Source organism: Streptomyces sp. NPDC029041, assembly GCF_040637515.1.
In the GTDB taxonomy this organism is placed as follows: Bacteria; Actinomycetota; Actinomycetes; order Streptomycetales; family Streptomycetaceae; genus Streptomyces.
In genome coordinates, this window is record NZ_JBEZWO010000019.1 from 20,747 (window position 1) to 34,087 (window position 13,341).

At 72.0% G+C, this 13,341-nt stretch carries 15 protein-coding genes; 8 read left to right on the forward strand and 7 right to left on the reverse strand.

Features of this window, described 5'->3' with window-relative positions; genetic code table 11:
- Positions 1-27: 27 nt before the first annotated feature.
- On the forward strand, positions 28-936 hold the full coding sequence (locus tag AB0F04_RS34100; protein WP_362049068.1) for an oxidoreductase: 909 nt from the start codon (positions 28-30) through the stop codon (positions 934-936).
- Positions 937-943: 7 nt separating this feature from the next.
- Here the strand turns inward: AB0F04_RS34100 and AB0F04_RS34105 are convergent, their stop codons facing one another.
- From AB0F04_RS34105 to AB0F04_RS34115, 3 genes are all read right to left on the reverse strand, one after another.
- Positions 944-1,402 (reverse strand): pyridoxamine 5'-phosphate oxidase family protein, encoded by a 459-nt coding sequence (locus tag AB0F04_RS34105; protein ID WP_362049071.1) that lies wholly within the window; start codon positions 1,400-1,402, stop codon positions 944-946.
- A 95-nt stretch (positions 1,403-1,497) separates the two neighbouring features.
- The gene (locus AB0F04_RS34110) at positions 1,498-2,364 is read right to left on the reverse strand and encodes a GNAT family N-acetyltransferase (RefSeq protein ID WP_362049074.1); all 867 of its coding nucleotides are present in this window, start codon (positions 2,362-2,364) and stop codon (positions 1,498-1,500) included.
- Between the two features lie 36 nt (positions 2,365-2,400).
- Positions 2,401-2,853 carry a tautomerase family protein gene (locus AB0F04_RS34115; protein ID WP_362049077.1) on the reverse strand — a complete coding sequence of 151 codons (453 nt, stop codon included), beginning with the start codon at positions 2,851-2,853 and terminating at the stop codon, positions 2,401-2,403.
- A 137-nt stretch (positions 2,854-2,990) separates the two neighbouring features.
- Between AB0F04_RS34115 and AB0F04_RS34120 the strand changes: the two genes are divergently transcribed.
- Together AB0F04_RS34120 and AB0F04_RS34125 are read left to right on the forward strand one after the other, a co-directional pair.
- Positions 2,991-3,383, forward strand: coding sequence for a VOC family protein (locus AB0F04_RS34120; protein ID WP_362049080.1), 393 nt, complete (start codon positions 2,991-2,993; stop codon positions 3,381-3,383).
- A 41-nt stretch (positions 3,384-3,424) separates the two neighbouring features.
- Positions 3,425-4,504 carry an adenosine deaminase gene (locus AB0F04_RS34125; protein WP_362049083.1) on the forward strand — a complete coding sequence of 360 codons (1,080 nt, stop codon included), beginning with the start codon at positions 3,425-3,427 and terminating at the stop codon, positions 4,502-4,504.
- On the opposite strand, the gene AB0F04_RS34130 is transcribed toward AB0F04_RS34125, so the two are convergent.
- The gene (locus AB0F04_RS34130; RefSeq protein WP_362049086.1) at positions 4,486-5,001 is read right to left on the reverse strand and encodes a DUF664 domain-containing protein; all 516 of its coding nucleotides are present in this window, start codon (positions 4,999-5,001) and stop codon (positions 4,486-4,488) included. The two genes, AB0F04_RS34125 and AB0F04_RS34130, sit on opposite strands and share 19 nt — an antisense overlap.
- A 145-nt stretch (positions 5,002-5,146) precedes the next feature.
- Entirely contained in the window at positions 5,147-6,064 is a 918-nt protein-coding gene (locus AB0F04_RS34135; protein ID WP_362049089.1) for a LysR substrate-binding domain-containing protein, read from the reverse strand.
- A 116-nt stretch (positions 6,065-6,180) separates the two neighbouring features.
- Between AB0F04_RS34135 and mgrA the strand changes: the two genes are divergently transcribed.
- Positions 6,181-7,173, forward strand: a complete 993-nt coding sequence (mgrA, locus tag AB0F04_RS34140) for an L-glyceraldehyde 3-phosphate reductase (RefSeq protein ID WP_362049092.1) — start codon at positions 6,181-6,183, stop codon at positions 7,171-7,173.
- An 82-nt stretch (positions 7,174-7,255) separates the two neighbouring features.
- On the opposite strand, the gene AB0F04_RS34145 is transcribed toward mgrA, so the two are convergent.
- Both AB0F04_RS34145 and AB0F04_RS34150 read right to left on the reverse strand, forming a co-directional pair.
- On the reverse strand, positions 7,256-7,543 hold the full coding sequence (locus AB0F04_RS34145; protein ID WP_362049095.1) for a DUF1905 domain-containing protein: 288 nt from the start codon (positions 7,541-7,543) through the stop codon (positions 7,256-7,258).
- An 85-nt stretch (positions 7,544-7,628) separates the two neighbouring features.
- Entirely contained in the window at positions 7,629-8,012 is a 384-nt protein-coding gene (locus AB0F04_RS34150) for a nuclear transport factor 2 family protein (protein WP_362049098.1), read from the reverse strand.
- A 345-nt stretch (positions 8,013-8,357) separates the two neighbouring features.
- Between AB0F04_RS34150 and AB0F04_RS34155 the strand changes: the two genes are divergently transcribed.
- The 4 genes from AB0F04_RS34155 to AB0F04_RS34170 are packed head-to-tail and all read left to right on the forward strand — an operon-like array spanning position 8,358 to position 13,337.
- Positions 8,358-8,768 (forward strand): hypothetical protein, encoded by a 411-nt coding sequence (locus AB0F04_RS34155; RefSeq protein ID WP_362049101.1) that lies wholly within the window; start codon positions 8,358-8,360, stop codon positions 8,766-8,768.
- Positions 8,769-8,823: 55 nt separating this feature from the next.
- Positions 8,824-11,163: an FHA domain-containing protein gene (locus AB0F04_RS34160; protein ID WP_362049104.1), complete on the forward strand. Its 2,340-nt coding sequence runs from the start codon at positions 8,824-8,826 to the stop codon at positions 11,161-11,163.
- Positions 11,164-11,172: 9 nt separating this feature from the next.
- Complete coding sequence (locus AB0F04_RS34165) at positions 11,173-12,345, forward strand: hypothetical protein (RefSeq protein ID WP_362049107.1); 1,173 nt, start codon at positions 11,173-11,175, stop codon at positions 12,343-12,345.
- Positions 12,342-13,337, forward strand: coding sequence for a serine/threonine-protein kinase (locus AB0F04_RS34170; protein WP_362049110.1), 996 nt, complete (start codon positions 12,342-12,344; stop codon positions 13,335-13,337). Before AB0F04_RS34165 ends, AB0F04_RS34170 begins: the two co-directional genes overlap by 4 nt.
- Positions 13,338-13,341 lie beyond the last annotated feature (4 nt).

Here is a 13,341-nt window from a genome sequence, read left to right on the forward strand (position 1 = left end):
CCGGCCGCCGTGTGTGAGACTCCGCCGATGAGCTCACAGACGATCACCGCGGCCGCCGCGGGCACCTGGAAACTCGGCGACCTGCCCGTTCACCGCCTCGGCCTCGGCGCGATGCGGCTGACGGGCAGCGCCGCCTTCCACCACGGCACACCGAGCGACCGCGAGCGGTCGATCGCCGTCCTGCGGAAGGCGATCGACCTCGGCGTGAACCACATCGACACGGCCGCCTTCTACTTCTCGTCCCTGCGCAGCGCGAACGAACTCATCAACAGCGCGCTCGCGCCGTACCCCGACGACCTCGTCATCGTCACCAAGGTGGGCCCCTACCGGGCCTACGACGGGGAGTGGGGCACCTCGGCCCGCCCCGAGGACCTGCGCGGCCACGTGGAGGAGAACCTGCGCCAGCTCGGCCGCGACCACCTGGACGTGGTCAACCTGCGCCGGATGCCCACATACGAGTCCATCGCGGAGCACTTCGGAGCCCTCGCCGAACTGCGTGACGCGGGTCTGATCCGGCACCTCGGCGTCTCCAACGTCACGTCCCGTCATCTCGCCGAAGCCCGGGCCATCGCGCCCGTGGTCTGCGTCCAGAACCGGTACGCACTCGACCGCCCCGACCCCGACTCCGACGAACTGCTCCGCGTCTGCGGCGAGGAGGGCATCGCCTTCGTGCCGTTCTACGCCGTCGCCGGCGAGGCCGGTGAGCACGGCGCCGACACCGCCCACGACGAAGACGTCCGAGCCATCGCCCGCGCCCACGGCGCGAGCCCCGCCCAGATCCGCATCGCCTGGACCCTGCACCAGGGACCCCACGTCCTCGCCATACCCGGCACCGGCAACCCCGACCACCTCACGGAGAACGTGGCCGCGGGCGCGATCCGCCTCGCCGACGAGGAACTGAAGCGGCTCGACTCGCGCCGCCACGAGGCCGGTTGAGCGGCCTCTACACGACCCAGACGCCCTCCCGCATGAGGTGCCGACGGGGCAGCTCGTGCTGCTCGCACCACGCCTGCACAGCCCGCGGCCGTACCCGGAAGAACGCGTACGACGCGTGCCCCGTGCGCGGATCCCAGCCGGTCTTCGCGCGAAAGGCCTCGGCTGCCGCCGACGGCACCTCGCCCATCGGGCAGGTCCGCACCTCACCGTCGACGAGCACGACGTCCCGGGTGTCCCCGAAGGCCAGCCGGGCCGTGCCGCCGTCCCGCAGATTGCGGCCGGTGGGGTTGGTCAGCCGGGTGCACAGCCACACCGCCTCGTCGTGCCACACGAACCACAGCGGCACCAGGCAGGGGGTCCCATCGGCATCCGCTGTCGCGACCCAGATGTCGATCTCGCGCTGCAGGCGGCCCAGCACGTCGGCCTTGCGCTGCCCGGGGGTGCGGGGCGGCTCGGTGATCGTCATGGACGCGACGGTAGCGAGCGGCGCCGCCCGGCGCCTCGGTCCACGGTCCCAGGCCCGGTACCAGGACTATCGCCCGGCGTCCCGGGTCCCAGGTCCTAGTACAGGATCGAGGGCAGGTAAGCCCCGTCGGGCCGGTGGTACAGGCCGATGGTCATCAGGCTCATCAGCTGCACGACCTTGAGGCCGTGGGACAGGCACCACTTGAGCAGGACGCTGTCGCTCGCGGGTACGAGGATGCCAGGGCCGCCGAACTGCGGGGCCGCCGCGATCAGGGCCTGGAGATCCGGGGCGCTCTCGCCCACGGCGTGCGCGAAGAACGCCAGGTCGGTGGCGTATCCCGTGACTCGTCCCGCTCGCTCGACGACTCGGGCCGTGCCCTGCTTGAGCGCGTCGGCGACCTCGCCCCCGCGATCGACGCCGTGGACCCGTCGGCACACGTCGTTGCAGGCTCCGAGGTCCGCGTCCGTCGCCTCGCGCACCTCGTACCCGGGCACCGCACGCAGGATCGGCGGGCCCTGCATGCAGGCCATCGTGGCCCGGTGGGCGAAGCCCAGGCTCGCGTACAGGGAGAACGACCTGTTGTGGTAGCCGCTCTGCAGCAGCCGGATGCCCGGAGCTCCCCGCTCGTCGGCTCGCTCCATCACGTCCAGCATCAAGCCGCGGCCCACGCCCGCGTTCTGCACGGTGGGGTCGACGGTGACGGGCCCGACCCCGACGACGGCCGAGCGTTCGTCGAGGAAGTTGCTGCCCACGATCCGCCCGTCGATCTCGGCGACGACACTGTAGAAACCCGGGTGCGTCAGGGCTCCTTCGATGAGCGCGACACCCACGTCGGGGTTCGGGATGTCGGGTGGGAACGCGTGCTCCTCGGCGATGCCGGCGAAGGCCTCGTAGCAGATCCTTCCGCACTCTGCGGCGTCGTCCGCAGTACCCGGGCGCAGTATGAGATCCACGATCGCCATCCCCTTCTCGGCACACCCCGCGCGGCGACCCACCCCTCACTTCCCATCCTGTGCGCCTGAGGGCCGGGGCGCATCCGGCACGGCGACAGGCCCGAGCCTCACGGCGCTGTCCAGATACTGCGCCGTGCCCTCACCCAGCGACCAGTCGGCCGACTCGTTCTCGGTCAGCACGACGAACACGTTCCGCGGCTCGGTGCCCGCGTAGGCCTGGGCGAGCTCGGCGATCCGGCGGTACAGCGCCTGTTTCCGGGCAGGCGTACGACCGGAGCGCAGCGTGATCGCGATGTAGGCGATGCCCTCGTCGCGGTGTACGCCGAGGTAGTCGTCGTGGCGCAGGGTGCCGTTCGTGCCGTCGTGGTCCGCGAGGACCTGGAACCGGTCGTCGGGCGGGATGCCGATCGTCTCGGTCAGAGCGTCGTGCACGGCACGGCCGAGCGCGGCCAGGCGCTCGGGCCCGGCGCGGAGCGTGTCGAAGCGGACGAAAGGCATGGGACCTCCAGAAGTGGATGAGCGGGCTGTACATACTGGTAGTTACAGATCGGTGCTCCGGGGTCTGCCGAGTAGTTGGCATCCGTGCAGTTTTACGTATAACCTCTCCGGTCAACCGCCCGCTCCGAGAGGCTCCGATGAGACGTATCGCCCTGGTCACCCTCGTCGTCGACGACTACGACGAGGCGATCCGCTTCTACACCGACGCCCTCGGATTCCGCCTCGCCGAGGACCAGCCCCGGCCCGACGGATCCCGCTGGGTCGTCGTCGAACCGGGCACTCCGGGAACCGGCACCGGCCTGCTGCTGGCCCGCGCCAAGGGGGAGGCCCAGGCCGCCCGGGTCGGCGACCAGACCGGCGGACGGGTCGGCTTCTTCCTGCACACCGACGACTTCGCCCGCGACCACGCCCGGATGACCGCGGCGGGTGTGACCTTTCTGGAGGACCCGCGGCGCGAGCCGTACGGCACCGTCGCCGTCTTCCAGGACCTGTACGGCAACCGCTGGGATCTGCTCCAGCCCGCCGACTGACCTTCCCGCCCCCAGAACCACCCGCCCCAGGAAAGACCGCCATGACTGCTACGCGCGTAGATGAAGACCTGATCCGCCGCCTCCCCAAAGCCGTGCTGCACGACCACCTCGACGGCGGTCTGCGCCCCGCCACCGTGGTGGAGCTGGCCGAGGCGGTCGGCCACACCCTGCCCACCACCGACCCGCAGGAGCTCGCCGCCTGGTACTACGAGGCCGCCAACTCCGGCGATCTGGTGCGTTACATAGCCACCTTCGAGCACACCCTCGCCGTCATGCAGACCCGCGAGGGCCTGCTGCGCACGGCCGAGGAGTACGTGCTCGACCTGGCCGCCGACGGCGTCGTGTACGGCGAGGTCCGCTACGCCCCCGAGCTGAACACCAACGGCGAGCTGACCATGGCCGAGGTCGTGGAGACCGTCCAGGAGGGCCTGGCGGCGGGCATGGCCAAGGCGGCCGCCGCGGGCACTCCGGTGCGGGTCGGCACCCTGCTGTGCGGGATGCGGATGTTCGACCGGGTGCGCGAGGCCGCCGATCTGGCCGTGGCGTTCCGCGACGCCGGTGTCGTCGGTTTCGACATCGCCGGTGCCGAGGACGGCTTCCCGCCCGCCGACCACCTCGCGGCCTTCGAGCACCTGCGCCGCGAGAACGTGCCGTTCACCATCCACGCCGGCGAGGCGCACGGCCTGCCCAGCATCCACCAGGCCCTGCAGGTGTGCGGCGCCCAGCGCATCGGGCACGGAGTGCGGATCACCGACGACATCCCGGACCTCGCGGCAGGCAAGCTCGGCCGGCTCGCGGGCTGGGTGCGCGACCGGCGCATCGCGCTGGAGATGTGCCCGACGTCCAACCTCCAGACGGGCGCCGCGACCTCGATCGCCGAGCACCCGATCACCGCGCTCAAGGACCTCGGCTTCCGCGTCACCCTCAACACCGACAACCGTCTGGTGTCGGGCACCACGATGACCCGTGAGATGTCCCTGCTGGTCGAGCAGGCGGGCTGGACCGTCGAGGATCTGCGCACGGTCACCGTCAACGCCCTGAAGAGCGCGTTCATCCCGTTCGACGAGCGCAACGCACTCATCCGGGACGTGGTGCTGCCCGGTTACGCCGCCGCGCTCTGAAGCAGCCCCCGCAGGTAGGCGGCCTGTCCGACGTGCTGGAGATCGTCGGACAGGACGCTGACCAGCCGGACGCCCAGCGTGACCGGCGGGTCCCAGCGCTCGTCGATGACGCGTTCCAGATCCTTGGCGGCAAGGCCCCGCAGGGCCTCCAGGCTCTGCTCGTGCACGGCGTCGTGGTAGCCGGTCAGCAGCTCGGCCGAGTCGACCCGGACCCGGGCGACCTTGGCGGGGCTGTGCCCGTAGCCCGTGTCGCGCCGGGGGAGATCCAGCCCGAAGCGTTTCGCCCAGTCCTGGGACAGCCACACCTGTTCGAGACCGAAGGCGTCGGCGATGTGGTCGTCCTGGACGCGGGTGAGGTGCCAGACCAGCCAGGCGATCGAGTTGGTGTCGGGGGAGGGGCGGGCGCTCAGCTCTTCGGACCCGAGCCCCTCGACGGTGGCGTGGACTTCTTCGCGGATGCGGTTGAAACCGTCGATGAGGATGTCCTTCGCATGCATAGCTCCACCATCGCGCATCGTCGGGGATCACGCGCCGGGGAGTGCGCGCCTCGGTTCACGCGCAGGCGACCAAGCGGCGATCACGCGCTGGCGATCACGCGGCGATCACGCGGCGGGAGTCGGCTCCGGCGCGCGCGACGGGGGGTCAGGAGGGGTGGACACCGTCCTGGGGTGGTGTCGGCCCCGCTGTTTTCAGCAGGGCCATCAGCGCCCGGGCCGCCGGACTGGTCGCCTGCTCGGGCGGCAGCAGGGCCACCGTCTCGTACACGGCGTCTTCGGCCCCCTTCACGGGCAGGGCGGTCAGCGAGGCGCGCTTGTGCCGGAAGTGGCGCGGCACGACGGCGATGCCGAGATCCTCGTCCACGAGGTCGAGGAGGCTGTGCACGTCGTTGACCTCCAGGGCGACGCTCCGGCGGACGCCCGCCGCGGCGAACGCGGCGTCGGTGGTGCGCCGCGGCCCCCAGTCCGGGTGGAAGTCGACGAAGACCTCACCGCCGAGATCCTCCGGCGTCACCGCGGCCCCGGCCGCCGCGAGCCGGTGGCTCGGATGGCACAGCACGGTCATCGGCTCACAGGTCAGCGGCACGGTCCGCAGCTGATCGGTGTCCTCCTGGGCGCTGCGCACCGCGAACGCCAGATCCAGGCGCCCGGCCGCGACGTCCTCCGCCAGGGCCCCCGAGCCCGCCTGCCGCAGACAGATCTCCACGTCCGGATGGCGCCGGCGGAAGGCCGCGAGCAGCCCCGCCACATGCACCCCGGCGATGCACTGCTCGGAGCCGAGCGCGAGCATCCCGCGCAGGACGCCCTGCACCGCGGCCACCGCCTCGTGGGCCGAGCGGACCTGAGCGAGGATCCGCTCCGCCTCACCGAGCAGCGCCCGTCCGGCCGGGGTGAGCGTCACCCGGCGCGTCGTGCGGACGAACAGCGGCGTCTGCAGCTCCCGCTCCAGGGCCCGGATGGACGCCGACAGGCCCGACTGGGACACCAGGAGGCGTTCCGCCGCGCGGGTGAAGTGCTGGTCCTCGGCGACCGCGACGAAGTGCTGCAGGTGACGCAGTTCCATGACTGAGAAGCGTAGCCGCTGAATTCCATCGGATTCTTCTGTTGGACGCATGGGCGCAGGTCACGCCAGAGTGGACACCGGTTTCTCCCGACCGTGCCAACCCCTCTGGAGTCGCGTTGTACACCGCACACCCCGACCGCTACGCGGACATGCCCTACCGGCGCACCGGACGCAGCGGTCTGCAGCTCCCCGCGCTGTCGCTCGGCCTGTGGCACAACTTCGGCCCGGACCGGTCCGTCGAGACGCAGCGCGCCATCCTGCGCCGCGCCTTCGACCTCGGCGTCACCCACTTCGACCTCGCCAACAACTACGGCCCGCCGCCCGGCGCCGCCGAGTCCGCGCTGGGCGAGTTCCTGAAGACGGACTTCGCGCCGTACCGCGACGAGCTGGTCATCTCCACCAAGGCCGGCTACCTGATGTGGCCCGGCCCGTACGGCGAGTGGGGATCCCGCAAGTACGTGCTGTCCTCGCTGGACCAGAGCCTGAAGCGGATGGGCCTGGACTACGTCGACATCTTCTACTCGCACCGCCCCGACCCCGACACCCCGCTCGAGGAGACGATGGGCGCCCTGCACTCGGCGGTGCAGCAGGGCAAGGCGCTGTACGTCGGTGTCTCCAACTACTCCGCGGAGCAGACCCGCGAGGCCGCCCGCATCCTGGGCGAGCTGGGCACCCCGCTGCTCATCCACCAGCCGCGCTACTCGATGCTGGACCGCCGCCCCGAGGACGAGGGCCTGCTCGACGCCCTCGACGAGCTCCAGGTCGGCTCCATCGTCTTCTCCCCGCTGGAGCAGGGCGTGCTCTCCGCCCGCTACCTCGACGGCATCCCCGAGGGCTCCCGGGCCGCGAGCGAGAGCCCCTTCCTGAACTCCGACGCCCTCACCGAGGACCTGGTGGGCCGGCTGCGCGACCTGAACGACATCGCGAAGTCCCGCGGCCAGACCCTGGCCCAGATGGCCCTGGCCTGGGTGCTGCGCGGCGGCCGGGTCACCTCCGCGCTCGTCGGTGCGAGCAGCGCGCGCCAGATCGAGGACAGCGTCGGCGCGATCGCCAACCTGGACTTCGACGCGGAGGAGCTGGCCCGGATCGACGCCATCGTCAAGCAGTAGCGGAACCCGGGTGCCCGGGGGCGTCCGGCCCCGGGCACCCGGCCGGGGTGCGCGCCCGTGCCCCGGCCGGACGACGACGCCCTCAGGAGCTGATCCGCTCCTCGAGGCGTACGGTCACCGAGTCGCCCTCCTCCTTGCCGATGGCCTTGCGGATGCCGGCCTTCACGGGCAGCTTGTGCGTGCCGTCCCCGAGGGCCATGAAGGAACTGCGGAACGGGTGCCCGTCGATCGTCCCGCGGACCTTGACCAGGCCGCGGGTACCGAAGAACTCGGCGGACCGGGGCCAGACCACATAGGTCCAGCCGCCCTCGGCGGGGCTCTTGCGCAGGACCGCGGTGAACTCCGCGCCCAGTTCTCCCGTGCTCGCCATGACGTCCTCCGGTGCTCGGCTGCTGCTCCCTCTTCCGGAAAAGACAGACCGCCGGACTCCGGAGAACTCATCGCGGGCGCCGGGGTCACGCCCCGGCGGGCACCCGGTCCAGGAAACCGAGCACGGCCCTGATCCGGCCCTGCCCGTCCAGGGTGATCACATCCGACCCGGCGACCGGTGCCGAGCCGTCGGCCGTGCTCACCAGCTCCCACGAGAAGCGGGCGATGCCGTGATGACCGTCGACGCCACCGTTGAGCCGGAACTCGAACCCCGGGAACTGCTCACGGGCCGCCGCGATCACCGCGGTGATCTCCTCGTGGCCGCTGACGTCGGCCAGGGGGTCGGTGTAGGTGCCGTCCTCGGCCCAGGCGGCGGCGACCGCCTTGGCGCGTGCCGCCGGGGAGTCGGCGTTCCAGGCCTCGAAGTAGCGGGCGACGGCGTCCTCGTGGCGGTGGGCGGTTGCGGGCATGGGCGATCAGCCTCCGGACAGGTCGTCATCATCGTCGTTGCTGGTCAGGTACCGGGTGCGGCGCTCGGCCGACCCGGTACGACCACTTTGCCCGCAGCCGCCGGGAGCGTCGATTACCTCCGGAGTCATGGGCCCGCGCCACCACTCGCCGCATTTCGGCCAACTCGGGGTGTGAATATGCCAGGAGAGTGGCCGGAAAGTCGTGGTGACAGTGATTCAGTAGTGAACATACTGACCTGCGAGAGCGCTTTTCACATCGAGCGACGGCGCCCTCACGCACAGCACGCGAACCGCAGAGGGGCGAGCCCGGGACGGCGAACGGGCAGGGCGACGGGGGAGGGTCACGTGCACGACGAGTTTCTGTGCCACGTCACGGCGTACGGAGTCTGCGACGGCCGCCGGATCGGAGTCCCCCTCGGCACCTACCGGGCGCCCACCCTGGCCCTGGCCCTGTGGTGGCTGCGCGACCGCGCCTCCTGGATCGCCCAGCGCCTCGACCCCCGGCCGGACGCCGAGCACTTACCGACGGGCTCGCTCGTGCCGGTCGCCCCCACCGTGCCCGACGTGCCCATGCTGCTGCGCGCCTGGTGCGCCGATCCCGCCCAGCAGGAGCGGGTCGCCGAGGAGTTGGCGGCCGGCCGGCTGGTGCGCATCGCCACCAGCGACGACACCACCGAGTACGAACTGCTCGCGGAGTCCGTGGACGCCCTGCGGATGCAGCGCACCGCCCCCTTCGTCGGCATCACCGTCGGCTGACCTCCGGCCGCCCTCGCCCAGGCGTATACCAGGTCACATCGGTAGAATCTTGACCATGGCGCAACCCTCGGTAGCACCAGAGCTCGTCCTCGAGACGGAGACGGGCACCACCGTGATGATGCCGGGCCGCGACTACCACGTGGGGCGTGACCCCTTGTGCGACATCGTCATCGACGACGACCGGGTCTCCTGGCACCACGCGGTGCTGAAGCCCGAGGACGGTCACTGGACCATCGAGGACGAGGACAGCACCAACGGCACCTACGCCGACGGCCGCCGCATCCGTGAACGGGACGTCGGGCCCGGCAGCGTGATCCGCTTCGGGAATCCGGCCGACGGACCCCGCATGACCCTGACGGGACGCACCGCTCCCGCCGCCCCCAGGCCGGAACGCCCCTCCGCCGTCTCCATGCCCGCCCACACCGGTACCTACCGGCAGCCCACGACCGTACGGCCGTTGCCGTCCCGCACCGTCCGCATCGGCCGCGCCACCGACAACGACCTGGTCATCGACGACCTCGTGGTCTCCCGCCGGCACGCCGAACTGCGTGCCCTGGCCGACGGAAGCTACGAGATCACCGACCTGGGCAGCCACAACGGCACCTACCTCAACGGCAGTCGCGTCACCAGCGCCCCGGTCGGCGAGGGCGACATCGTCGGCATCGGTCACTCGGCCTTCTGCCTCGTCGGAGACCAGCTCCAGGAGTACGTCGACACCGGCGAGGTCTCCCTCGACGTGCAGGACCTCGCCGTCAGCGTGGACCGGGGCCGCAAGACGCTGCTGGACCACGTGTCCTTCCCGGTGGGGGAGAAGTGCCTGCTCGCCGTCGTCGGACCGAGCGGCGCCGGCAAGTCCACGCTCCTCAACGCCCTCACCGGCCAGCGGCCCGCGGGCCACGGCACCGTCCTCTACGACGGCCGCGACCTCTACCGCGACTACGCCGAGCTGCGCCAGCGCATCGGCCTCGTTCCGCAGGACGACATCCTGCACGCGCAGCTGACCGTCCGCAAAGCGCTCTCCTACGCCGCCGAACTGCGCTTCCCGCAGGACACCGCCAAGGCCGAGCGGCGCGCCCGGGTCGACGAGGTCATCCGCGAACTGGGCCTGGCGCAGCGCGCCGACCAGCCGGTGCACAGCCTGTCCGGCGGCCAGCGCAAGCGGGTCAGCGTGGCCCTGGAACTGCTGACGAAGCCGTCGTTGCTGTTCCTCGACGAGCCGACCTCCGGCCTCGACCCCGGCATGGACCGCTCGGTGATGCACATGCTGCGCGGCCTCGCCGACGACGGCCGGACCGTCATCGTCGTCACCCACAGCGTGCTCAGTCTGGACGTGTGCGACCGGCTTCTCGTCCTCGCGCCCGGCGGGAAGATCGCCTATTACGGGCCGCCCGAGGACGCCCTGCCCTTCTTCGGCTTCGAGGAGTGGCCCGAGGCCTTCGAGGCCTTCGAACGGGACGCGGACCGGGACTGGGCGGGGCAGTACCTCGCCTCGCCCTTCCACGGACGGTACGTGGCCGACGCCTCCGCCCAGCCCCAGCGGCCACGGTCCCAGCCCGTCGTCATCACCGCCCCGCCCCGGCCGCGCAGCCGCGGCGCCCAACTCGGCACGCTGGTGCGCCGGTACGCGGCCGCGCTGAGCGCCGACCGGACCTTCCTGATCATCATGATCGCCCTGCCCTTCGTCATGGGCGCGATGGCCCGCGCCCTCGCGGGCGGCAAGCTGACCCTCGACACGGCGATGAACGCGCTGCTCATCCTCTGCGTCGGCGCGGTGCTCACCGGGGCCGCCAACGCCGTGCGCGAACTCGTCAAGGAACGCGTGATCTACCAGCGTGAACGGGCGGTGGGCCTGTCCAGATCGGCGTACCTGATGTCCAAGGTCATCGTCCTGGGCGTCATCACCGTGCTCCAGGCGGTGGTGCTGACCCTGGTCGCCCTGGCGGGTGTCGACCTCGGCGCCCCGGGCGGCGAGGGCGTGCTGATGCCGCCCCTGGTGGAGATCACGGTCGCCGTCGCCCTGCTCGCTTTCACCGCGATGATGCTCGGTCTGCTCGTCTCGGCCCTGGTGCGCAAGGAAGAGGTGACGATGCCGCTGCTGGTGCTCATCGCCATCGTCCAGGTCGTCTTCTGCGGGGCGTTGCTGAAGCTGGCCGGCACCCCGGGGCTCGAGCAGCTGGGCTGGCTGGTGCCGGCGCGCTGGGCGCTGGCAGCGATGGCCGGGACCGTGGAGCTCGCCCGGATCGTTCCCGACGACCTGACGAAGGACCCGCTCTTCGAGCACGAAGTGGGCACCTGGCTGCTGGACGTGGGGATGCTGGTCGTGCTGTCGGTGCTCTTCGGGTTCCTCGTGTCGCGGCTGCTGCGCCGGCACGAACCGGCGGTCATGCGGAAGTAGGGAGCGCCGATGACGAGCCCCGGTTTCCGGCCCACGCACGTCGTCCCGCAGCACGGGCTGCCCGCCTGGGAGGCGCCCGACCCGGCCCGGCCCACCGTGGACCTCGACCCCCTGCTGCCGGTGCAGTTGTTGGAGCGGCAGGGCGACTGGGGGCACGTGCTGTGCTTCAACGGCTGGTCGGCCTGGGTCGACGGCCGCCGCCTGGTCGCCGTACCGCAGGATCCGCCCGCCGCGGACGGGCCGCTCACCCGCGCCGCGGATCCGCGGCCGCTGCTGGGGCGGGCACAGGAAGCCCTGGCGCGGTACCGCTCCGCGGTGGAGGACCTCGCGGCCGGCCTCGACCGGGAGTCGTTCCGCACCCGCACACACGGGATGCGGATCGGCGTCGTCGTCGACGGTGAGTCCGTGTGGCTCTACGACGCCGCCCACGGGCACTGGGTGTACGCCGACGGCGTCCGGACGACCACGTACGCGACGGACGAGACGCCCGAAGCGGAACCGGCGTCCCGCCCTGCGGAGGCGCCCGTGCGCCCCCCGGCCCGGGTGGTGCCGCCCGGGACACCGGCACCGTCGGGGGTGGCCTCGCCCGAGGCACCCTCGCCCTCGGCGGCGGCCCCGCCCGCGGCCCCCGAACCGGCGACGGGGGCCGTGCCCCCCGGGGCTCCGGAGCCCACGCGGGTGGTGACTCCGCATGCTGCCGGGCCGACCCGGGTGGTACCTCCGAAGGGGCCTGACCCGACCCGGGTGGTGGCGCCTGACGCTCCCGATCCCACCCGGGTAGTGGCCACGCGGGTGGTGGCCCCGGATGCTGCTGAGCCCACGCGGGTGGTGGCCCCGGATGCTGCTGAGCCCACGCGGGTGGTGGCCCCCGATGCTTCCGAGCCGACACCGGTCGTGCCCCCGGATGCTGCTGAGCCCACGCGGGTGGTGGCCCCCGATGCTTCCGAGCCGACACCGGTCGTGCCCCCGGATGCTCCGGATCCCACGCGGGTGGTGGCCCCCGAGCCCACGCGGGTCGTCACCCCCGAAACCCCCGGGCCCACCCGCCTCGTGCCGCCCGAGGACCGGGAGGGCGAGAGCGAGGGCGAGCCGGAGGCGGAGCGGCCGGGTGCGGCGCCGCCCACGCGGGTCGTGGGGCAGGAGCCGACCCGGATCGTCTCACCCGAGGGTGACGGGCGGTGACCCGCCAGACGAGTCTGTTCTCCGGGCGGCCGTCCGAGCTCGTCGGGCAGCAGATCGCCGGGTACCGGATCGAGGAGGAGATCGGGCGCGGCGGCATGGCCGTCGTGTACCGGGCCCGTGACCTGCGCCTGGAGCGCACCGTCGCCCTGAAGCTGCTCGCCCCCGAACTCGCCCGCAACGACACCTTCCGTCGCCGGTTCACCCACGAGTCGCGGGCCGCCGCGGCGATCGACCACCCGCACATCGTGCCGGTGTTCGAGGCCGGTGAGACCGACGGGGTCCTGTACATCGCCATGCGGTACGTCCCCGGCAGCGATCTGCGGCACGTCCTCGACCGCGAGGGCCCGATGCCGCCCGTCACCGCCCTGCGCGTCGCCGCCCAGGTCGCCTCCGCACTCGACGCGGCCCACGATCACGGCCTGGTCCACCGGGACGTCAAGCCGGGCAACATCCTGGTGGCCCGCGGCACCGACAGCGACCACCCCGAGCACGTCTACCTCACCGACTTCGGCCTCACGAAGAAGTCCCTGTCCCTGACCGGCTTCACCACGGTCGGCCAGTTCGTCGGCACGCTCGACTATGTCGCCCCCGAGCAGATCTCCGGCAAGCCGGTCGACGCCCGCTGCGACGTGTACGGGTTCGCCTGCGTCGTCTTCGAGACCCTGTCCGGCCACCCGCCCTTCCTCCGCGACGACGACATGGCCCTGCTCTGGGCCCACCAGTACGACGAACCGCCGCCGCTGACCGGGGACCGGCCCGACCTCGACCCGCGGGTGGACCCCGTCTTCGCCCAGGCCCTCGCCAAGAGCCCCGACGACCGATATCCGTCCTGCCTCGCGTTCGTGGCCGCACTGCGTGCCGCGACGACCGGCGGCGAGACCGGCGCCCCCAGGACGCCCACGCGCGTGGACCGGCAGCTGCCGGGCGCGGGGGAGGAGCGGCCCAAGCAGCCGCCCCGCTGGGCCGAACCGGTCTTCGTACCGCGGATGTAGGGTC